Origin of the sequence: Levilactobacillus wangkuiensis, assembly GCF_016861605.1 — a bacterium.
Lineage (GTDB): Bacteria > Bacillota > Bacilli > Lactobacillales > Lactobacillaceae > Levilactobacillus > Levilactobacillus wangkuiensis.
Map to the genome: position 1 here is coordinate 87,233 of NZ_BOLM01000003.1, position 22,314 is coordinate 109,546.

At 51.3% G+C, this 22,314-nt stretch carries 18 protein-coding genes; 3 read left to right on the forward strand and 15 right to left on the reverse strand.

Annotated elements, in window-relative coordinates; translation table 11 throughout:
- Window positions 1-219: 219 nt before the first annotated feature.
- From JUF13_RS02765 to JUF13_RS02800, 8 genes are all read right to left on the reverse strand, one after another.
- Complete coding sequence (locus JUF13_RS02765) at window positions 220-2,076, reverse strand: hypothetical protein (protein WP_203637605.1); 1,857 nt, start codon at window positions 2,074-2,076, stop codon at window positions 220-222.
- 6 nt (window positions 2,077-2,082) lie between these two features.
- Window positions 2,083-2,538, reverse strand: a complete 456-nt coding sequence (locus JUF13_RS02770; RefSeq protein ID WP_203637606.1) for a hypothetical protein — start codon at window positions 2,536-2,538, stop codon at window positions 2,083-2,085.
- 30 nt (window positions 2,539-2,568) lie between these two features.
- Window positions 2,569-3,633, reverse strand: a complete 1,065-nt coding sequence (locus tag JUF13_RS02775) for a WxLIP family cell surface protein (protein ID WP_203637607.1) — start codon at window positions 3,631-3,633, stop codon at window positions 2,569-2,571.
- 133 nt (window positions 3,634-3,766) lie between these two features.
- A complete protein-coding gene (locus tag JUF13_RS02780; protein WP_203637608.1) occupies window positions 3,767-4,540 on the reverse strand; it encodes a WxL domain-containing protein in 774 nt (257 codons plus the stop codon).
- A 592-nt stretch (window positions 4,541-5,132) separates the two neighbouring features.
- Entirely contained in the window at window positions 5,133-6,662 is a 1,530-nt protein-coding gene (locus tag JUF13_RS02785; protein WP_203637609.1) for a hypothetical protein, read from the reverse strand.
- Between the two features lie 520 nt (window positions 6,663-7,182).
- Window positions 7,183-7,896 (reverse strand): SDR family oxidoreductase, encoded by a 714-nt coding sequence (locus JUF13_RS02790; RefSeq protein ID WP_203637610.1) that lies wholly within the window; start codon window positions 7,894-7,896, stop codon window positions 7,183-7,185.
- Between the two features lie 23 nt (window positions 7,897-7,919).
- The gene (locus JUF13_RS02795; protein ID WP_203637611.1) at window positions 7,920-8,312 is read right to left on the reverse strand and encodes a tautomerase family protein; all 393 of its coding nucleotides are present in this window, start codon (window positions 8,310-8,312) and stop codon (window positions 7,920-7,922) included.
- A gap of 234 nt (window positions 8,313-8,546) precedes the next feature.
- A complete protein-coding gene (locus JUF13_RS02800) occupies window positions 8,547-10,817 on the reverse strand; it encodes an ATP-binding cassette domain-containing protein (RefSeq protein ID WP_203637612.1) in 2,271 nt (756 codons plus the stop codon).
- Window positions 10,818-11,394: 577 nt separating this feature from the next.
- Here JUF13_RS02800 and JUF13_RS02805 point away from each other — a divergent pair.
- Entirely contained in the window at window positions 11,395-11,919 is a 525-nt protein-coding gene (locus JUF13_RS02805) for a DUF1440 domain-containing protein (protein WP_203637613.1), read from the forward strand.
- Window positions 11,920-12,405: 486 nt separating this feature from the next.
- Here JUF13_RS02805 and JUF13_RS02810 read toward each other — a convergent pair whose 3' ends face one another.
- Window positions 12,406-12,936, reverse strand: a complete 531-nt coding sequence (locus JUF13_RS02810; protein WP_203637614.1) for a MarR family winged helix-turn-helix transcriptional regulator — start codon at window positions 12,934-12,936, stop codon at window positions 12,406-12,408.
- Between the two features lie 255 nt (window positions 12,937-13,191).
- Here JUF13_RS02810 and JUF13_RS02815 point away from each other — a divergent pair, with 255 nt between their 5' ends.
- Window positions 13,192-13,434, forward strand: coding sequence for a hypothetical protein (locus JUF13_RS02815; protein WP_236000673.1), 243 nt, complete (start codon window positions 13,192-13,194; stop codon window positions 13,432-13,434).
- 332 nt (window positions 13,435-13,766) lie between these two features.
- Here the strand turns inward: JUF13_RS02815 and JUF13_RS02820 are convergent, their stop codons facing one another.
- From JUF13_RS02820 to JUF13_RS02830, 3 genes are all read right to left on the reverse strand, one after another.
- Window positions 13,767-15,239, reverse strand: coding sequence for a DUF4097 family beta strand repeat-containing protein (locus JUF13_RS02820; RefSeq protein WP_203637616.1), 1,473 nt, complete (start codon window positions 15,237-15,239; stop codon window positions 13,767-13,769).
- Window positions 15,240-15,241: 2 nt separating this feature from the next.
- A complete protein-coding gene (locus JUF13_RS02825; protein ID WP_203637617.1) occupies window positions 15,242-15,595 on the reverse strand; it encodes a PadR family transcriptional regulator in 354 nt (117 codons plus the stop codon).
- Between the two features lie 1,008 nt (window positions 15,596-16,603).
- Window positions 16,604-16,996, reverse strand: coding sequence for a cytidine deaminase (locus JUF13_RS02830; protein ID WP_125764372.1), 393 nt, complete (start codon window positions 16,994-16,996; stop codon window positions 16,604-16,606).
- 269 nt (window positions 16,997-17,265) lie between these two features.
- Between JUF13_RS02830 and lepB the strand changes: the two genes are divergently transcribed.
- Window positions 17,266-17,850 carry a signal peptidase I gene (gene lepB, locus JUF13_RS02835; protein ID WP_203637618.1) on the forward strand — a complete coding sequence of 195 codons (585 nt, stop codon included), beginning with the start codon at window positions 17,266-17,268 and terminating at the stop codon, window positions 17,848-17,850.
- A 64-nt stretch (window positions 17,851-17,914) separates the two neighbouring features.
- Here the strand turns inward: lepB and JUF13_RS02840 are convergent, their stop codons facing one another.
- The 3 genes from JUF13_RS02840 to JUF13_RS02850 all read right to left on the reverse strand — a co-directional run bounded on the left by JUF13_RS02840 (window position 17,915) and on the right by JUF13_RS02850 (window position 21,976).
- Window positions 17,915-18,085 carry a hypothetical protein gene (locus JUF13_RS02840; protein WP_203637619.1) on the reverse strand — a complete coding sequence of 57 codons (171 nt, stop codon included), beginning with the start codon at window positions 18,083-18,085 and terminating at the stop codon, window positions 17,915-17,917.
- A gap of 208 nt (window positions 18,086-18,293) precedes the next feature.
- Window positions 18,294-19,988, reverse strand: a complete 1,695-nt coding sequence (locus JUF13_RS02845; RefSeq protein WP_125764368.1) for an oleate hydratase — start codon at window positions 19,986-19,988, stop codon at window positions 18,294-18,296.
- Between the two features lie 1,241 nt (window positions 19,989-21,229).
- Window positions 21,230-21,976 carry a hypothetical protein gene (locus JUF13_RS02850; protein ID WP_203637620.1) on the reverse strand — a complete coding sequence of 249 codons (747 nt, stop codon included), beginning with the start codon at window positions 21,974-21,976 and terminating at the stop codon, window positions 21,230-21,232.
- Between the last annotated feature and the right edge of the window lie 338 nt (window positions 21,977-22,314).

A 22,314-nucleotide genomic window follows, 5' to 3' on the forward strand; every position in this document is an offset into this window, starting at 1 on the left:
TAGCTGATTACGCTAAATTAGCTAAAAAGGTAATTAAACTAATAAACGCTACTTTATATTCGTTACGAACTCAAAAAATGGTGTCCACTGACGACCACCATCTTTACTGTCATTTTTGAAAAAACAAAAATCACCCGAGTCCTTGTCATAGCCGGCAAAAGGACTCGGGTGATTCAGGACTTATTTAGCTGACTTTACTCCAACTCACGCTGACTCAGTTTATCCAAGAGCATTGTTAACGGGTAAACTGCTTGAACTGCTCGTTGAACTATCGCTAGCTGGGCTACTAATAGCAGTATTACCACCGGATTCAGAGCTCTCACTTCCATGTTCCTTAGCATAATCCGCGCTAATATCCGTGCTAGCAACAGAACCGGGTGCATTTGTCAGCTCCCAATAGATTGTGCCTTGGTACGTTGTCGTATTACTACCCGAAAAGATTGTCGGCATCGCATCCAGGTACATCCCTGTAGCCGGCTGATTCAGCGTCTGTGTCGTTGTTGACCAACCGTCCGTCGCGTTCACGTCCTGAGTAACTGAACGGTCACGGGCACCTGCAGAAACTGCCACAGCAGAAGCCATTGATTCGCGGTTGCCGTCAGTGTCAACGTACACCATATGACCATCTAGCTTCCGTTGATTTCCATCAGTAGAAGTTAAGTCCGTTGTCTGGGCCAAAACGGTCCACTGTGTGCCTGAGGCTTGTGTATCATGTACTAACACTTGTGGCAGTGTTTTAGGTGCAATCAATGTTTCCTTAGATGGTACACTGATTGCGCCAAAGTCCATCTCGTTATCAACATGACTCAGGTAAAGCTCACCCGCATTCCGTTTAAGGGTAATATCAGCCGTACTTGTCGTCCCAACACCATCTGAATTTGTCGCCCCAATTTTAACGGTTAGACTACCATCGTTGGCCAGTCCAGCAAGCTGCGTTGCAATATCAGTCTGATCAGACTTCAGCGTCACCTTGCTTAAATCATATGGCGTTCCCAGATAAGAAACGGTAACCCCGGCCTGTTTAGCAATCCAGTTTAATACCTGGTTGTCGGATGACATGCCTTGCAAGTCCTCCAAGGTATCTGGATCGATGTCTAGGCTATTCGTAGGCGGCGTAATTTTCAGCGCCGGATTAATTGTCGCTCCAGCAGTTGCGTGATCACCCATGTCATTATATTCAGTTACCCCAAGGGTAGTTGTTCCCGTATCGGGCATGCTGACTAAATTTCCAATATAATCTGGAAAATCAATTTCAAATGTTCCATCTGCACTAACGTTATCGCCAGAATAGTCCGTATCCTCGTTACCCTTGGTCAAGGTCGCGGCAATCTTTAGCCCCGGATACCCGACTCCTGTAACTTTCTTGTCCGACGCCATGATGTTCTTAATATTCCCTGTACCTGTTGCTTTAAATGTCGAATTGATATACATCTTAGGATCAAACAGCCAGTCGGTCCCTTTCCAGGTAGTTTCAAGCGCATCATCTTCAGTGATTCTGGCATAAACTAAATAATCCGTTTTCGTTGAGTTGGTATAGGTAATGGCAAAACCCAGAGATAAGGGGAGCAAAGTATAGAGCTTTGACAAATTGACATCAATCTCATAATAATCACCCGACGTCGTCACACTAGGAACAGCAGATCCACTAATCAAATCAGTTCCCACAGCAAAAGGTTTAGCATCTCCAGCTGGTGCATTGGGATCCATATTAGATCGCATAACCTCTGGCTTGATGCTTTTAATCTTGCTGGTCGCACCACTAGCCATGCCAAAACTTCCAGACACCTGTAGATAGATTTTAGTCGTGCTCATTGTAATTCTATTTGTGCCTGATAGTCCGTTGGCCGCAACGACTCCCAACTTGGGCCTTGTTGGAACCGACCAAGTCGGCTCTATCTGTCCCATGTACATCGCACCTTTATCTGACCTCGCCGAATAGTAGGCACTAGCAGTATTTACCGGTTTAGCACCCGCTGGCATCGTTGCGGCATTGGCTGAACAATTCCCAACCAAGCTGAATCCCAACACCACGGTCAGCAGTAAGCCAAGTTGCATGATGAATTTACGAAACTTCATTTTGACTCACTCCTTCTCCTGTAGCTGGCGTGCTTGATGGTAAATAATCGCCACTAAAATCAACACAATCAATAGTAGAATACCCACTAAATCAGCTAGTAAAGATTGGACTTCACTCGTCTGCGGCAAGCGTCCGGCTAGAACATCGGACGCTGCGGCCTTCAATGCCGTGACACCAGCCTTCTTACCCGGATTGGCGTTATCTGCCGTACTGCCACCAGCGCCATCCCGCCGCAAGTCATGACCATGAGTCGCCGTAGTCGCCGCCCCAGAAGTCTTCGTTGGCGTTTTGCCATTTGGAATCTTATCATCGGAAATCCGAGTTGTGGGATTTCCCGTAAAGGTAATGCCCACCTGCGTTTCACCCCGACTAACCACGTTGTCAGCGAGCGCTGATGTCCCCATGCCTAGACCAAAAGCCATCGTGAGCACCAACACTAGTTGCATGATGAGTTTCTTCATGATCAACGCCCTCCTTTCCAGGCAGACTCGTTAGTCCTCGGCTTGTTCTTCTTGCTTCTTCTTGTTCCGCCGAATCAGGTAAATGATCAGTAAAATCAAGAGAATCAGAATCAGCATACCCAGAGCCCCTAAGGCCAGCACTAGCCACAAACTGATGCCGGAGCTTTCAACCGATCCACGGTTAAACTTGGCCGCTTGAGCCGCCGTAATCGTAAAGTTACGGTCAAAGACCCAGGTCCGGTCCGTATTTTTGACGACCATGTGCAGGTGATAATGACCCGCCTTCAATTCTTCCTTCCCAAAGTACATCGGGTAGCGGAAGGTCGTGTTCGGAGCCATCTGAACGTTTTTCTTAGTTGCTTGCTTGATAACTTTGCCGCCGTCACGGTCGGTAATCGTCGTCTTCATGTTTAAATTAGGAATGATCACCACCGTTGGGTTCCGCAGATTTGCGAACACCCCACGGTGATAGTCACCTAGCCCAGCGGCAACCTTGCCCAATTTCATATCGGGGTTAGGCGTCGTGTTGCCCATCGTGTATTTCATCCCAACCACGTAGGAATAACTGTTCCGCAGGTTGCTGGCACCCTTGACGTCACCGGTGACCTTACTGTCGACTCGTTTGAAATACCAGCCACCCAAAATAACGCCTTTGAAGGACGTCTTTGGCATCTGAACCTTCGCCGTGACAACCTTAGAGCTCCCGGCCGGAATCGTCAGCGTGGACTTACCTTGAATCTTACTGATATCGCTCATCTTGTAACGGAGTGAGGAGTCAAATGAACTGGCTGGCTTCACGTATTCGATGGCACCGGCACTGCTGGTCCAGGCCGTATGAATCGCGGTCTTTACCTGAATATCCTGATTGGTTACGTTGTAGACGCGAACCTTTAGGTATTCCGTTTGGTTTGAAGCCATTTTCAAATCAAAGAACGAGTTCTTCTTGTTGATCTGGTTCTTGGGAATCGACGCCTTCACGCTATACCCGACTTCGTTTTCCCCGGCCGCATTGGCCACCTTCGTGAATCCCAAACCACCTAAAATCAAACTAAAAACTGCTAAAACGAGAAATTGAATCTTCTTAAACCCTTGCATCTCTACACCCCTGACTACCCTAGTTAGTTTTTATCTATGATGATTATTGCTATGTGTTGGTTATAACCGTGTTATGTAAGGTAAAAAGGTGCTCATCCATAAACCAATGAACACCCTCTACCATATAAGAAACTTATTTAGCTGGGGTATCACTCAGCGTCCAGTTGATGTCGCCAGAGTAGGTCACACCACTCTTAGTGTTAGCTGGAATCGAAGCTAATTGGACGTCGCCTGGGTCCATTTGGAAGGTCGTGGTCAACATCCCACTACCAGCCTTAGCACCGTAGATTGGTTGCGTCGAGGTACCATCAGTGGTCATGCCGCTAACAGCACTTTGGGTAATCCCACTTTCAGTATCGGAAGAACTCTTAATAGTGGCAGCTTTCTTACTGTTCAAATTAAGCACAGCCCCGGTCAGTGTGTTGGACTTATCAGAAGTGGCATCAGCCTTGCCGCCAACCGTCATTGGGTCAGCACTCAAGCTGATTGACCAACCAGCGTTTGTCCCACGAGTATCCGTGACTTCAGTCAACAGATTGGTGTTCTCTGCAATAGCAGTACCAGTCCCAGAGGTCCGGCTGTTATCAACCTTTTCAGCCGTAGCATCTTGGGTAGCCGTTGAAACGTCATGTGACCCAAAGTCAATGCCCTTAGAAACGTAGAGCAAAGCCAAATCGCCGGCAGGATTAGTGGTATCAACCCCACCCTTGTCACCTGGGTCCGGCTTGGTTGGATCAGTTGGGTCAACTGGGTCGGTCGTAGCCTTTGGCTTGTTAAATGAAATTGAACCTACCGTCTTACCAGTCATCTGACCAGTGTCCCCGGTAGCCGCATTGGCCGTAATTGGTGCCACAGCACCTAACAACAAAGCGCTGGCTAATAAAATACTACTAATTGATTTCTTCATGAAGAATACACCCCTCTTGTATTTGTTATCTGCATGGTTCCCACATAATTAAGCACCATATGCTAGTTGTTGCCTTAATCCTTAACGGGCTTACGTTCCCAAGTAACGGATGCACCCATTCTGGCTAACAATTCGGCACCAGAATAGCGCCCAACTGCGTTACAATCAACTAACTATGTAACAACGACAGTATATGTCAAAATAGCCTGCGTGTAAACCTTTTCTGTTAAAATATATTCAACTTTTTTAAAGTTAACTTAAAAACGTTGAAACGCCGGTATTTAGGCTGTTATAGCCATTCTGAATGTTTTATACAATGTCTAATAGGCACTTTATTGGACAACAAAGTCCCTTAGTTGTCCAATCAACGAGACTATTCGTTATAATCACGATAAACGCCGGCATGCCGTGAATAGTGCGCCAATCAATGGTGAACAATCATTTATACTATATTTTCATGAAAGAAACCCTATAAACTATTGCTGGAGTAATTACAGTCAAATTGTATTGGTTTCTCATATTCTGTATAAACATTTACAGGCAAATAAAAAAGCCAGATCAACGGTATCTCCCGTCAACACTGGCTTCTAAACTATTCATCTAGTAATTTCCGAACCAACGATTGTGTAACACTTTCACGTTTTTCGCGCGCATCGGCCCGCCGCAGGGCAACCTGCTGGAGCGCCGACAGCGTGGCCGCTTCAGCCCCGTCTGGCAAGGCATACAGGCGATGATAGGCCCGTTTGATCTGGTCAAATTCAGTATTCTCGTGAACCAGTCCCCGAAGTTGGGTGGTCGTCACATGATTTTTCTTGGCTGGCACCCAGTCATTTGCGGGTTGAACCGCCAGACGCTGCGTGAACGCCTGCCGCAATTCCGCCGGCCAAGTGGCTGGCAACGCCTCCCCCGCCGTTAGCTGGTCCCGCAAGGTCTCACAGTCTCGGTAAACGCTCGCCGGCACCTGTTGACCCTCCCAGGAGTGTTGGAGCTTAGCCAAGCTCGCCGTCCGTTCCGCTGGTGTCAGGTCAAAGCCAATCGCCGCGTTAAACAGATCATCCCACCAATCACGTTGGCGTTGGTTGGCACGCTGCCGACTGGCCCGGTTCAAATCCGCCACCAGGTACCGTGGCACGATTTGGAGCCGCGCCGCCTGAATCTGACCGGTTCTGGCAAATTCCGTAGCCATCACCCCTAGTTGATAGGAGTTGACCAGTTTCTTCAAACTTGCCGGCATGGTGAGTGCCGCGACTTTTTCCTTAAACGCAGTCAGCGGCAAGTGGCGCGTAATCAAGTCAGCCACCTGCCGTAAATAGCTTCGGTACGGTGCCGACGCCCGCAATTCCTGGACCGCCGTACTTTCTTGGTGCTCGGCGTGTTGCCAAGCCGCCTGCGCCTCTTCTTCGGCCAACTGTTTCTCCCGTTCAGCTCGACGTTGAGCGGCCTGCTGGGTGGCCGTGGCGGCTTCCTGGTCAATCCCCGTCAGGACGTCATATTCCGTCAGGTACGGCTTTAACTGGGTTTCCGGCAAGGTCGTTTGAGGGCGTTTCAAATACCCCGTCACCGTATCCTTGGTCCCGTGTCGCACCCAGTGCTGGCGCCGTTGGTGGGTTTGGGGCAGGTTAGGCAAAGCCTCTGGGTCCCATAAAATTTCTGGCACCTGTGGATAATGGGCAGTCAAATCGTCATATTGGGCGACCGCGTGGATGTTGTCCTCGGTAGTGATGGTCATCAGGTACTGCATTTCATCACTCATGAACTTCTTCACGCACTCGGAACCCACGATGATCTTGTGGCCGTCCTTGCGCAACACCACGTGGTATTCGTAGCGCACCGGCTTGTGGCAAAGCGCACAGTGCCGCCAATCCAGCCGGTTATTGCTGGGATTGATCACGTACGGCGAGTCCGCCAATAATTTCCACGCCTCGCTGCTCTGAACTAGCCAGTCGACCCGCTGCTCCAGCAAGGCCTCTCGCGCCGAGCGGGGTAGAAAATCACTGCTGTCCTTAATCGTGGGGTGGTCGCGCAGCAGTGGCATCAGTCGGGTCAATCCCGGCAACGCCAGTGCGCGCTGACTCAGTTGTAGGAACCGGTTCTCGGCCGGCGTCAAAATGGTGGTTGCCATGCGTAACGTCCTTTCATCTAAAATTCGCGTTCTTTTAGTCTACCATAACTCGCCGCAAAATAGGGAACGTACGTTTATTTTTTCTTTCGCCTTCGGGATGGTGAAAACTGAGCCGAAACGCGGTCGCATCCGTTCCCGCCGGCGGGCTCAAAGCGCCCTGCTGTGGGGCCGGCTCCAGCCAAAGGTCGGGCTTCCACCTCAACTTTATGCCTGAGAGGCGGTCACAAAGGTTGTCCCATGGGCTAAGCTGAGGAAATCACTCAGCTAAGGCCATCGACACAGCTGGTCGCTTTGGCCCGCCGCTGGTCACTCACATCGACCCTGTCAGCTCATTTTCATCATCCCTGCCGCTGACACAGGTTTCACCCACAATCCTACTTCCCATCTGCGCACGGATGGATTATTGCCAGCTGAAATTCTGACTGGTTTCACCACTACGAATGTCCTAACCATGTAAAATAGACCGCTCATTTCACAAATACCCAGTGAGATGAACGGCCTACCTAACACACATATTCACTTACAAAGTCGGTCGCAAAACAATTTCATTGATATCCACATTCGCCGGTTGCTCAATGGCAAAGACCACCGAGGCCGCAATATCCTCAGGCCGCAGTTTTGGGACCGATTCCAGGTTAGCGTTGCGCTGGTCCGCAAAGAACCCAGTCTTCACAAATGCTGGAGAAACCATCATGGTCCTGATGTGCGCTCCGGCTTCTTCCGCGCGAACCCCATCCATAATGGCCCGCACGCTAAATTTAGTGCTGGCGTAAACCGTATTATTTTGCCCGACCTGATGGCCAGCCGTTGAATCAGTCGCAATGATCTGGCCGCCCCGCTGTTTTTCCATGACCGGAATCGCCGAAGCCAGGCCGTACAAGACCCCCTTCACGTTGATGTCGATCATTCTTTCCCATTCATCGACCCGGATCTCATTCATTGGCGCAAAGCTCATCACGCCAGCGTTCAAGTCTAAAACATCAATCCGGCCATATTCGGCTAAAGCAAAATCAATCAACGCCTGAACCTCATCCCGGTTACTGACATCGGTCACTTTAAAAATCGCCTGACCACCCGCTTGGTGAATGGCTGCCGCCGTGGCTTGCAGGTCCGCTTCCTTACGCGCAGCCAACACGACGCGATGCCCATGACTCGCGGCCAATAATGCCGTTGCTTGACCAATGCCACTAGTTGCGCCCGTAATAATAATCGTCTTTGCTTGTTCCAAACCCATTCGCCTCATTCGTTAAGTTAAAGTTACTTCAGTTTTCCGTTCATAAACTGTGCCTCACCGTTGCCAAAGCTCCAGTCCGCCCGTGTATTCCCCACGATATTGATCATCACATCAGCGGGGGCAACACCAGCGCCAGCCTCGAGTTCCTTTACCAGCCGCGCGTAGAAGCGTTGCTTATCGTCCTCGGCGCGGGGGCTGGAGGTCAGACTGAACATCAGGAACTGATCCGTCCGGTCGAAGCCCAAGCCAACGTCTTGAATGATCATTTCTTCCGGGTCGTGCTGGGTCACGATTTGGTACCGGTCTCGGGGCAACAAGTGTAGCTCTTCCGTCGCCACCTGATAGGAAATATCCAGAATTTTTTTGATCTCGGCTTTACTGCGACCTCTAAACATATCAATCCGCATTAATGGCATCGTAAAAACTCCTTTTTTTAATTTCATTTTCACCCTGAATCTTACCACGGGTGGCTTCAATAACTGATTTACGTGACTCGCGCCATCTCATCCGACGTGGCGCGCTAACAACAGAACCTAGTTTACTGCGAAACGGTGCCTAATAACTTGATAATTGTCAATTCCAGGCCGTTTCTGCCACTTTAAATAAAATCCGCCGTCCCCACACTCCCGGACAGCGGATTCCCACAAATTTTAATTTTCGGCGATCCAGCGCTTCAACGCCACCCCGGTCCGCGAATCGGCCACGTTGACGGACTCACGCGGCGTGCCGCTGTACTGGATGTGACCGCCGTAGCGCCCGGCATCCGGGCCGACGTCGATCAACCAGTCGGCCTGACCAATCACGGCGAGGTTGTGCTCGATGATGATCAGCGAGTTGCCGGCCGCGACCAGCTCATTGAACAGTTTCAACAGGCGCGCGGTATCCTGCAAATGCAGGCCGGCCGTGGGTTCATCCAGCAGGTAAATGGTGCCCCGCTTACCCAACTCGACCGCTAATTTCAGCCGTTGGAGTTCCCCACCGGACAGTGTCGTCAGGGGTTGGGCCAACGTCAGGTAACCCAGGCCCACGCGGTCCAGATTGGCCAACTGACTGGCCAGCTTCGGCGTGTCCTGGAAGAAGGCCGTCGCCGCCTTGACCGACAGCTGTAGCACCGCCGCGATGTTCTTGCCCTGATAGGTATACTGCAGGGCTTCCTCGCTGTAGCGCTGGCCGTGACACAGCTCACAGGTCTGCACGACCGGGTCCATGAACGCCATGTTGGTAATCGTGACGCCCTTCCCCTTACACCGCGGGCAGGCGCCCTTGCCGTTATAGCTGAACAGGCTGGTACCAACCCGATTGTTGGCGTCACTAAAGAGCTTGCGAATCTCATCCAAAATGCCCAGATAGGTGGCCGGTGTCGAGCGAATGTTGATGCCCACGGGCGCTTGGGCCAGGTCGATATAGTCCTCCGTGAGCTGCGACTTCAACGCCGTGACTAGTGAAGACTTCCCGGACCCGGCGACCCCCGAGATGACGGTCATCACGCCCAGTGGGACATCCACGTCCACGTTTTGTAAGTTGTTCTGCGTGACGTGTCGTAAGGCTAAATGCCCGGTTGGCTGCCGTTCCGTGCCCCAATGATGGGCCTGGCGCAACCATTTGCCGGTCAGCGAATCCGAGGCTAGCAGCTCCGGATAGGTCCCGGTAAATGTGACGGTCCCGCCGCCCTTACCGGCTAACGGCCCCATTTCAACCACGTAATCCGCGAAGTCGATCATCGCCGGATTATGTTCGACCACCAAAATGGTGTTGCCTTTATCCTTCAACCGGGTCAACGCCTGCTTGACCAACTGAATGTCGTGCGGATGTAACCCGACGCTGGGTTCATCTAAAATGTAGACCATATCGACCAAGGCGCTGGTCAGGTATTTGGCAATCTTGATCCGTTGGGCTTCCCCACCAGACAGCGAACTGGTGCCGCGGTCCAGCGTCAGGTAGCCCAGGCCGATGTCGACCAACGACTGAATCTTGGTGCTAAGTTCTCGCACCACGTCGGCGGCCAGCGGTTCGGTGATGCCCTGCAGAAACGCCAGCACATGGCGCAGGTCCATTGCCGTGACCTCGGCAATGTTGTGGCCGTTGAGGTAGTTGGTCAGGACTTCCGGCTTCAGCCGCGTGCCCTGGCAAACGGGACACGGCTTGCGCGTCACAATTTCCGCAATGGCCTCGCGGTGGTGTTCGGCTTCCTTCTTGCCAATCACGGAGCGGCGAATCCGCGGCACAACGCCCTCATACAGCGCCGTGCGAGGAAAGCCCTCGCCGGGATGGTCCAGCTTCTGTTGCGGCGCATGCATCAGTAGCTCGTATTCTTCGTCCGTGTAATCCTTGATTGGCTTGTCGTCGTCAAACAGCCCGCTGGTCGCGTACCGCCGCCAACGCCAGGTGTCTGGGCCAAAGCTAACAAACGTGATGGCGCCCTGATTTAACGATTTTTCGGGGTCAATCAGCTTGCTTTCATCAATGTCGTCCACGTATCCCAGGCCCTGGCAGGCCGGACACATCCCCTGTGGCAGGTTGAACGAGAAGCTGTCGGAATAGCCGATGAAGGGCTTACCGATTCGTGAAAATAACAGCCGCATCAACGAATAGATCCCGGTGTACGTCGCCAGCGTCGACCGGGCATTCTTCCCCAGCCGCTGTTGAGCGATGACGATGGCGACCGGCAAATGTTCAATGTCGCCGACGTGCGGTTGGCCATATTTGGGCAAATACTGTTGCGTGAAACTGGGGAACGTCTCGTTCAGTTCCCGCCGCGAGGCCGCCGCAATCGTATCGAACACCAGTGAGGACTTACCGGACCCCGATAGCCCGACAAACACCGTCGTCTGGTACTTGGGCACCCGCAGGTTTACGTGCTGCAGGTTGTTTTGCGTGGCATCCTTGATGTCAATGAAGCCTTGCTTGAAAGTTGGTTGCATCTTCTCTTCCCCTCTCATGGTTTTGGGCTAACGCTGTGTCATGGCCTTTGGAAAATGGTGAAAACTGCGCCGGTACGCGGTGCTGTCCGTTCCCGGCGGCTGGCTCAAAGCGCCCTGCTGTGGGGCCGGTTCCAGCCTGAAGAGCGGGCTTCCACCTCGACTTTGAGCCAAAGTGCGGTCTCAAAGGTCGTCCCGTGGGCTAAACTGAGAAAACCACTCAGTTAAGACCACCGACACAGCTGATCACTTTGGCCCGCCTCTGGTCACTCACATCGACCGCGTTGGCTTATTTTCAGCAATTCTACGGCTGACGTGGCGTTAGTCTGTACTCAATTCATGGATAACTCTTTAACTGATTTGACGACAGACTGTCTTGTAATGTTAGTCAGATAATTGCTTCCCCTGTCATCGGCGCTACCGTTTCACCTTACCATATTCTAAAATTTTGTGCGGGGATAGCGACGTTAGATTTTCTTTCATCATTTTGTTCCAAAATCCACAAACAAATCTGCCCCAATCCCATCCCCGAAAGGCTATAATTTAGGGCGTAGCAACTATTCCGAAGGAGGAATCTTCCATGTCTCTTTTTAAACGTCATCCATTGAATCTCCGCGCAGCCGTCATCGCTGGCGGCGCGGCCGGGATTGTTTCCGGCTTAGTTAAGCTCGGCTGGGAAAACGTCCTGCCACCCCGCACCGAGGAGCGCAACGCCACCAACCCACCCCAGCGTTTGCTGGAACAATTCGGCATCCCTGCTAAGGTAACGCACGCCACCTACACCTACTCCGGCCAACAATTGCCGTGGGTCAGCTACGTGATTCACTTTGGCTTCTCGACCACGTTTGCCGTACTTTACCAAATCATCGGTGAGAAGATTCCGGCCGTGAAAAAGGACGCTGGCACTTGGTTTGGCCTCGCCATCTGGGTCGCCTTCCATCTCGGCATCATGCCAGCCATGGGCACCGTTCCCGCCGCTGAGGACCAACCCACGGAGGAACACGTGTCCGAATCGCTGGGCCACATCGTGTGGATGGTCACGAATGATCTGGTGGGGGCGGAGGTCTACCGCCGTCTAACCCGCGAAAGCCAACGCTGTAAATAAACTGCTTGTCGGCCGGGGATTCCGGCTGCGGCAGGTCAAGGATTTCGACGCTGGTGGGGCAGCCCTGAAGCCTGCAGTACGGTCTTCAGGGCAACTTCCAGCCGACAAATCACGTCTGGAAGGTTGGCCCGTGTTCTAAGGTCGAGCTAAAATCGCTCGATCTAAGAACACCGACACCAGGTCTCATCCTTGCCTGCCTCCGCCGCCATCCCCTACACTGGCGTTTAGTTACGCTGCGGTTTCTGGTTTCTCTTATATTACGTATTAAAATCGTTTCGCTGGTTCGGTTAGCACTTACGTATCCTTTGGTCCCTATGACCGCTTCCGCTGACTGAACCTTTTTTGATACAACTATTTATGTGGCGCCAGCATCTCGACAACAAAAAACGGTGTGACCGAGAAATTTCTCAAGGTCACACCGTTTTTAATTTTACGCAGTCAAAAGGACGTGGAATGCCCACGCCTTTTCAACAGTTTACTTATTTACTAGTGATTCGTGTGGCTCCGGTTGGAGTTCCGGCGCTTGTCGTGCAGACTGTCGAAGCCGACGAACCCGGCAGCGACGGCCCGTTCGTTAGCTTGGTGAAGCACGCGAATGAAGCGTTCGGCTTCGTCCTTGCCACCGAAAAATTCTAACCAACGGTGGAACCGTTCGTCAGTGGCTTGGGAGAGGTTCCGTTGAACCCGGCTCCCGGCAGCCGTCAAGGTAATGTACTTCACCCGACGGTCGTTAGGGTCAACCTTTTGCATCACGTAGTTTTCTTTCAACAAAACGTTGACCTGGCGAGCAATGGCACTCTTGGAGACGCCTTCTAATTTAGCGAGTTCAACCAAAGTCTGGCCGTTCTTGCTTCGGGCGACATTGTCCATGACCATAAACGCTTCGAAGGTGAGGTTATACTTCTGCGTAGGGATGGAGACAAAGTCACCAATATATTTGAAAATGTGCATGTAAAGATCGTCAAATTCTTTTTTCAGTTCAGCTTCGGTTACAGCCTCATTAGTCGATTCTGTCATTATCAGTCCATTACTCCTTCTAGTCCAGCGCCAGGCGCTGTCATTTATGTCCTTTGATTGCGCACAGCTACGGGTCTTAATTCTAGCTGATGAAATTCCGCCCGTCACCGGTCAGCTTTTCCCAAATGGACAACCCTCCGTACATTTTACCATGAAATTAAGTTATCCAGTAGTATTTAAAAATTGGGTTTTAAAAAGCGAACGGATGTTCTATAATGAAATTAATCTTATTTCATCAAGGACGTGATGATTATCATGCAACGTGTTAGCCAGCCAATTAAGCACCTACTCCAACTAGCCTATCAAAACAATCAAGTGACCACGCTAATATTCAATAACGTTACGTATACGGGAACCGTCGACTACGTTTCAGCTTCCACCGTTTACCTCGGTTTAGCCGCGGGCCATTCTCGGGAAATTCCCCTGACCGGGATCAGCCAAGTGCGCTTACACCAATTACAATCTTGGTGGCATCTCTACGAGGGCTCTCGTCAGTAACTTCTTCTAGTATCGCCTCTCCCCAGCAAAAAATAAACCCCTTTTTGCTAAATTGTTGGCTTTTTCTTTACAATTCAAAGAAAACGCTGTCTTCATTTAATCCGTCTGGCTTTTTCGGCAATCCGCAAATTCCGAAAAAGTCCCTTTTAAGTTAGTCCTAGTCTACCTAGATTATAAACCCTCACGGCCCAAAAAATTGACCACAGTTTAAGTGAACTGGTAACAATTAGAAAGTTACATAGATTGATTAATTGAGTGGCCTAAACCAATTGCCCTAAAAAATCCGTGCACAGTCAATTAGATTGACTATCCACGGATTTTTTTAAGGCATTCTAACTTAAACGAATACTACCAGAGCTGGCTTGAATGGTCACACGGTGTTCAGCGTTCTCCCCCACAGTGCCAATCTTGTGGTGGTGGTCATCGAGGCTTAATTTCGCCTCTTCTGGCACCTTGACGCTAGCGCTCCAATTCTTCGCGTCAAATTGGTAGTCCGTCAGTAACGGCATCTGCAAGGTGGCACTGCCGCTACCACTCTCGACGGACACGTCGCTGGTCAGGCCCGTCAGCTGTAAATTCACGCTGCCGTTGCCGGTACTGAAGATCCCCCCGCCGTTCACGTTTCGCCCGCGAATGGTGCCGTTGGCCGTGGCCGCGTGCACCTGCCCCGTGACGCCATCCAGCTTGATGGCCCCATTGTGATTCCGCAGGTCGGCGTTCCCGACGTGATCGGCGATTCGGACCGCGCCGTTACTAGACTCAACGCGCACATCCCCGGCACCCTCACGCACCGTGACGCTCCCGTTCTTGCTAAATAAATCGGTGGTGGCCGTCACCTGGTCGAGCCGTACGGAGCCGTTGGTCGAGTGCATTTTCAACTGCTTCAGGTGGTCGTCGAAGGCCCGCACACTGCCGTTCGTGGCGTGCGCATCGACGGCTAAGTCGGCCCGCAAGTCGCTGATTTCCAAGCTGCCGTTGCCGGCGTGAACCAGAACCTTGCCCGCTAAGCTAACTGGTAGGAAAATCTCAGTCCGGGCATGAAGTGGCCACAACCGCGGCCGGTCGCCCTGCTTGATGACCAACAAGTTGCCGTGCCGGGCTGCCCGCAGGTAGTAACGGCTGTTGTCGCGGCTCATGTACTCGTTGACCACAATTTTATCAGCGCTGGCCGGCCCCAATTTGATAGCGGCATCGCGGTAGTTAATGTCGAGTTCATTGATGTCTTCGATGGCAAATGATTGCGTGTTGACCAACCGCAGGGATTCGACATAGGTCCGCCGGGGCCGCTCGCCGTTGATTTTGACGTCGTCGCCGTCCACGTCGACCAAGCCATCGGCCACCGTCACGTGGTCCCCATCGACCTGGACCAATTTGCCAAGATCAACCTTATCATTGTCCCCGTCGACCAGCACGTGGTCGCCCCAGGTCACCTTGTCGCCGTGAATTTGCAGCTTACCAATTTGGACGCGGGATTCATCACCGGTGTTGTCGATGTGGATGGTTTCACCGTCGCTGTCTTGGTCAGAACCGGACGCGGTCGTGTCGTCACGCTCCGTGGTGTCGGCATTTTTAGTGGTACCCTCATCGTCAGCCACTTCCTTGAGTAGCGTATCGATGTCCCCCAGTTGGTCCATGGCCTCGTCGATGGCGCTGGTTGGGTCCTGGCCCTGATTGACTTTATCCGTGACAGCCTCGGTCAGGTCACCGACCAACTCCTCTTTCAACTCGGTCAGTGCGCGTGACGGTTGGTATTGGCTGAATAGTTGGTCCAGCCGGGTGCGAATTTCCATTGTGATATCGTCCATGCTTAGTCTTCCTCCTCAGTAATCTTGCCTGTGATCAGATCATCAATAATTGGCTTGGCCACGCGCCAGGCCGCCGTGTTCACCTGCAACATTTCCGTGCCGGTTGCCGTAATGTGATAGTACTTGCGCCGTGATCCCTGTGACTCATCGCCCCAGTAATCCGTCAACGCGCCGTTCTTTTTTAATCGCCGAAAGACCGTGTACAGCGTGGCTTCGTTCAATTCATAATGGCCATCGCTAAGCGCCTTCACCTGCTTAGCCACCTGATAGCCGTAACTATCCCCCTGCTGAAGGATGTTTAAAATAATCGTATCCGTATGGCCCCGGATTAAATCTTTGGAAATAACCTCAGCCATGCTGCCACTTCCTTTTCTGTTTTGATGAGACTACTGTATCACGTACTACTGTGTGTGTCAAAGTAATTTATCTGAAATAGTAAAATTCTTGTTTGGTGCTGGTTGTGGAGGATTGGCCGCCTGCGGCTTCCAGGACTACGCCTGCTGTGGGGCCCGGTTCCGGCCTGAGGAACGGTCCTCCACCTCGCTTTGAAACCTCGCTGAAGTTCGCGAGTTTCCAAAGTCGTCCCAGGCTGTAAGCCGGCTAAGAAACGCCGACTAACACCCTCGACACAGCTGGCTCCGTCCTGGCTTCCTCCGGCTCAGGTTGTGCGTTGAATTTTACGATTTCAGCTAATTCGCTTTGGGTTTGGTTAGGCAATTCGCCTCCGGGATGGTGAAAATGAACCGGAACGCTGTGGGCGCCCGTCTGGAGCCAAAGAGCGGTCTCCAGACTTACTTTGAGCCTCACAACCCGAGTCTCAAAGATAGCAGTTGCCTAAGTGGCCAAGCCCGCCGCTAAGGCAACTCCCACGGCTAAGCTCATTTTCACCATCCCTGCGGCTAACACTGGTTTAACCCGCACCAAATCCATAGCTACCTTCCCACTCCACGACAAAAACGCTCAGCAAGTTTCTACTGAGCGTCACATTCTAAGTATTCAAAAATTTAAGCTAACCTAACAGTTCGTGGTTATCCACTAGACACAAGCAATCACGCCTCAACTCAATCTTCAATGGATGGAGCTGGCCCTAGTCGCAGGAAAAAGTGAAAAGGACAAAACCAAGCTCCTTGAACTAACCGTAAATGCCCACATCCGTGTCAGCGACCAGAGGCGGGTCAAGGTTCCCGGCTGTGTCGGTGGTCTTGGCTGGAGTTCTTTTCCAGCCTAGCCCACGGGACAACCTTTGAGACCGCACTTTGGCTCAAAGTTGAGGTGGAAGCCCGCTTCACAGGCTGGAACCGGCCCCATAGCAGGGCACCTTGAACCCGCCGTCGGGAGCGAACTTCGGATGGACCCGTTTACGATTAGTTCAAGTCGACGAAGGCGCCGGGGAGGATGCCCTCAACCGTGGTCTCCGTGAAAGCACCCTTCTGGTTGGTCAGGTAGATCGGCGCATCGGCATCAAAGAATTCGGAAATAACCTGACGGCAAATCCCACAAGGGGCAATTGGACCGTCCGTGTTCCCGGTCACCAGCAAAGCCGTGAAGTGTTTTTCACCCGCAGCGATACCGGAGAAGATTGCCGTCCGTTCGGCACAGTTGGTGGCACCGTACGAAGCGTTTTCAATGTTACAGCCACCGTAAATCTTGCCGCTGGCACCGACCGCTGCTGCTCCAACGTGGAAATGCGAGTATGGGGTGTACGCCTTGTCGAGCATGTCAGTTGCGACCTTTAACAATTCTTGTTTATCAGCCATGATGAATCCTCCTTCGTTAATAAAACGGTTTACGTCTTCATTGTTACATATTTTCACTGAAAACGCTACCATTTGAACGAATTTTCTTGGGGTTTACTTAATTTTTTCCTAAACGGCCGCCTAAACGGGCTAACGCTGGGGTCCACTATGCTAGAATTGACCACAGATATCCGCAACTTGAATTTAGCGGTCGCCGTGGGTGGTGGTCATCCTGCCTGCCCCAGAATCGATTGGCCCCTAATCCTAATTAACCAAGGAGAAATAACTTCATGAAAGTGTTACGCAGTGTTTTTAGTTGGATCATCCCCATTTTAGTGGCGCTCGTCTTAGTGGTGCTGGTGCGGACCTTCCTGTTTGAGGTCGTCAAGGTTTCGGGGGACTCCATGGAACCCAACCTCGTCGACCAGGAGCGGATGGTCGTGGTCAAGCCGCTTAAGTTAAAACGCCTCAGCGTGATTGTCTTCGACGCTTACGGCGAGGATCCCGCTGCGGCCAAGAACACCAACTACGTCAAACGCGTGATTGGCCTGCCCGGCGACAAGGTCGTCAGCCAAAATGGCTACATTTACGTCAATAATAAAAAAATCAATCAGTCCTTCATCAACCAGAATGAGCGGACCACGGGAACCGGCGATTGGACACTGAGTTCCCTGGCACAAAAGGGCAACTGGACCTACAAGGGCAACCGGGTGCCTAAGGGGCACTACTTCGTCCTGGGCGACCACCGCAGCGTTTCCGAGGACGGCCGGGCCTGGGGCTACGTCAGTGCCAACAAGGTGATGGGTGTCGTCAAAGTGCCCTTCTGGCAAGGAACCACTGAACATCGAACCAATGTGAATAGCTTGGCAAGTTAATTTCGCCGACAAAAAATGACAGCCACAATCAGCGATGATTGAGCTGCCATTTTTGTTTGGTTTGCTAATCTTCTGGATGCTCCAAAAAGGCAAAAAATTCTTCTACGCTACTAAACGTCGTGACGCGTCCCGCTTTCACATCAGCGAGCGCCTCCTCTAACTCTGTCAGTTTTTCGTGGTCTTGATCAGTTGATTCTGGTTGGGGATGGTTATTTTGTGCGTCTACCTCTGTCACGATGGGCCTCCTCGATGACTGTATTGGGGATAATCTAACATCCTTGGCGCAACAAGACTAGCCAGGCCCTTCAATTTCCAACAAAAAAGGAGCCAACCCAATCAGGTCGGTTCCTTCATTTCCAGGGTAAAGGCGTTGTGCCCACAACATAAGCGATGGCCGTCGCAAGGAGGACTGCCCCACTTAACCGGCCCCTACCCCTAATTATTTAGCTAAACATTCTTCTCGTTGCCTTCAACAATGTCTTCGGATCCTTGTCATACCGTGGCGTGTCGACTAAGTTATCCATCGAGATGCCCGTGAAGTGGTAAGCAGCAATTTCACCCGAACGAACGGCGCTTTGTTCCGTGAAGATCATTTGGTAAGGCTGTTCCGCAAATTCACCCGTGAAGGCCAAGTTCGTGGAGTGTGCCGGAATGACTTCTGGCCGGTCGGTCTTAGCCCGGTTGTTGAACAGAGCTGAGGCGTATGGCATGTAGACCGGAATGTTGTTGATGATGCTGTCCATGATTTCTGGTTCCTTGCTCTTAATGTTAACGGGACCAGGGTCGACCTTGGACAGTTGCCCAATCAGTTCTTGCGCCATTTCCTTACCGGTCATCTTGATGTACTGCTTGTGGACGAATTCACCCGTCCGGCGTGGGTACAGGAAGTAGCCCCAGATAACGGATTCGTTTGGCTTCTGGGTGGTAAAGTGTGGCTGGTGGTGAACCACGATGGACATGTTCACATCCTTCTGGCCCAGTGGCGTGATTGGCGTCGTGGACAGGAAGGAGTTCAACGCGTTCCCAGGAACTTGCGTGGTGATCCGGGTAATTTCGTTCAACAGCAGGTGGTTCTTCGTGGTCAACGTGAAGCTGACCCATTCGGAATTCTTCCGGTCGTTAAAGAACTTGTCTGGCGTCCCCAGGTTGTAGAAGCGTTCCGTGGCTTTCTTCCAGAGGGCGGCACTGATGCCGTATTCCATGTTTTCCCGGGCCGGCGTGTTGTAGTCCCCCATGGTGGCGGAGTCGGTGATGGAGCCGTTAGTAAAGATCACGGCGGTGTCGTCATCGATGTCGACTAAGTCTTCGCTGTCCGTTTCCAAATTCTTGATGTGTAAACCGGTAACCGTGATTTCGTCTTGTAAGGCACTGTCCGCAAACTCCCAGTCCGTGACGATGCGGTTATCAATAAAGGTCACGCCTTGATCTTTCAAGTAGTTGATCAATGGCAGCATGATACTTTCAAATTGGTTGTAACGGGTCCGGTTGACCCCAACCAGGTGTTCAATTTGCGTGAATTCATAAATCATTTGGTGCATGTAACGCCGTAATTCTTGGACGGAGCTTTCAATTCTGAAGGCGAAAGTCGTTTCCCACATGTACCAGAAATTGGTTTGGAACATATGCGGATCGTCCTTAAAGTATTCAGCAATCGTGATATTGTCTAGTTTAGTTTCTTCTTCATCTGGCATTAAGACTAACTTGGAGAGTAAGACGCGGTCCTTGTTGTTCAGACCCAGCTTGCCGCCGTCGATGATGCCCTTGCCACCCTGCAACAGACGCGCCTTGTCGTAGGTCTGGTGATGAGAATCAAAGTCGTGGGTATCTTCAGCGGCCGTCATCCCGTCCTCAGTAGCGGAAGGAATCCGGTCCAGTAAGTCCATCAAATCAACGTAAGTCCGGTAATTCAGCATCCGGCCACCACGGGCAACGTACCCCGTTTGGTTGTCTAGAGGATGGTTTTTGTTCCAGTATTCATCATTGAATTCGCTGGTCGTGCCGCCATCGTTGGCCCCATGCATATCGACCCCGTAGAACGTGATTTGCTTACCGCTCCAATGGGCCTCTTGAATCAGGTAAACCGCTGCGGCCATGTTCCCTAAACCTGCACCGATCATTACTGCTTTTGTTTTTACCATCAAAAACACCTCCGTAGATTCATGTGCCTTTTACGACTCCATTATGCTTGCTTTGTCATGCATTGTAAAGCGTTTACTTTGAAAATTAGCCATTTCTAAGAAACGCTAGGAAAGCTTAATCTAACGGCGATTGCAACAGGTCGTGTTACAATTTTCCGGCGAAATTGGACGGTCCAATCTTGATTGCCGGCTTATCTAAATGATTAGATGTGGGTTAAACTAGTTTCGTTCATCCGCCTCCGGGACGGTGAAAATGAGCCGGGACGCTGTGGGCGCACGTCCGGAGCCAAAGAGCGGTCTCCGAACTTACTTTGAGCCGCTAAGAACCGCGTCTCAAAGATATCAGTTCCCTAAGTGGCTCTGCCACCAAGGGAACTCCCACGGCTGAGCTCATTTTCACCATCCCTGCGGCTCACACTGGTTTAACCCGCAACCGGTCTCAGCAATCGAATTGGGCGCCATTTGCTCAACAGGTCTTGGACTGATTTCAGCCAGACTAACCGTGATGATTAGCTGGATGTAATCGCTCTGGTTGCCTGTGATTTGGCGATAATCGTTAATTTTCTACGGAATTTTTCGCAAAAAAAATAGCCTTCCCTGACACTTAGCCAAGTGACGAGAAAGCTGTTGTTCGTCGCCAATATCTCTATCGGAACAGTTCAAAGTCTACCACCTTTGCCTCACAGTTACCGCGTTGACCCCTTACAAATACTGTAATACCAGCCGGAATGGCTTCAACGTTTTTATAAGGAAATTTGTAAGACGTCTAGACCAGTTATCCAACCATTATCTGGTATGCTGGGTCTTGTGAACGTTGCGGGAACGGTGGCTGTTTTGTTTCTTAAGGGGATGGGTCTTTGACTAAATCCAACAAAAGAGGCTTCAGCTTTGGCTACATGGTGTGGCGTAGGTGTGGCGTAGGCGTATCGGTGCTTGCATTGATATTCGCAATCTACAAAGACCATCGTGATCATACTCAAAAAAAATAACCTTCCCACGCATCATTTAGGTTAGTAACGGGGAGGTTATTGGTGTTCGTTGCTGGCCACGTTTTCGTAACTGAAGCCAGGGAGGGTGGTCGTGCTGGTACGCGGCGGCCCTTTTTGATTGGCTCAAGTCTACCATGATGTTACGCAAATAGCACGGCGGACCCTTTACAAATTTTGTTATACTGGCTGGCCACACAAAAATGGCGTGGGACCGCATCCCCGCGCCATTTTAAAACCTACTGAGGTCTTTCCTTAGTCAGCCGCCATGAACTTGCCAGCAGTCAACGCAGAAGCCTTAACCCAGCCTTCCTTAGTGATGTACAGGTAGGCCACGTTCTTCTTGTTTTGCTTGATGGTAATCTTCTTCGTTGCGTAGAAGGTCCTGCTTTCTGGTAAAACGCCCTTCTTAGCTAAAGTCACTTTGGACTGGTTAGCAGCGAATTTGCCGCTAAAGACAGCTGGTTGGTTCGCCTTAAAGTGGTAAGCGGTCTTCTTCAAATTCGTTGCCTTTACCAGCGTGTAGGTCTTGCTAGAGATCTTGTCGGCAGCCTTGACCACTTTCTTGCCGTCTGCAGCCATAAATTTACCCGCAGTCAGTTTGGAAAGGGCGACCCAGCCTTTGACCTTGCCGTTAGCGCTCTTGATGTAAGCGTAAGTGACGTTCTTGGCCTTGGCCGTCTTGGTCGCCTTGGTTTTCACCACGATCTTCTTGGTTGCGTAGTAAGTGGCGCCACCAGCTAAGGTCCCCTTCTTAGCCATGGTAACTTTGGCTTTGTCGGCCGCAAACGCTGCGCTATACAGGGCTGGCTTGCCGCTCTTCACGTGGAAGGCCGCCTTCTTGATGGCCTTGCTACTTACCAGCGTCAACGTCGTCTTTTTCGCAGCTACTTTAGCGGCCGCAAATGCCGTCGTTTCGGCTTGGGCGGGTGCGATGGCGCCTAACCCTAAAGGTAATACCATCGCAGCTGCCGCAGCAATCATTGCAACTTTCTTCATCATAACAATTCCCCCCGTAGATTATATGTGAATCCATCTCTGAATTCACTTGGTATCATATCACGCACGGAAAAAAGTGACCGGGATAATCTCCTAAAAACGACTGAAAAACTGTAAAAATCTGACCCCAACGGTAAATTAAACCAACTAACGTTAAGGGGCGAAAAGGTGGCGGAAATTAAAGACGCCAAATCCCTGTTAAATCGGTATTCGGCAGTCAGTGAAGTCCCATCATCGCCCAGCGACTTCACTGTTTTTTCGCCGTACAATTTCCCTGAAAACGAACCCATTTTGCCTCACACACTGCACAAAATTTCAGTGAAAGCTGACCAAAACAAAAC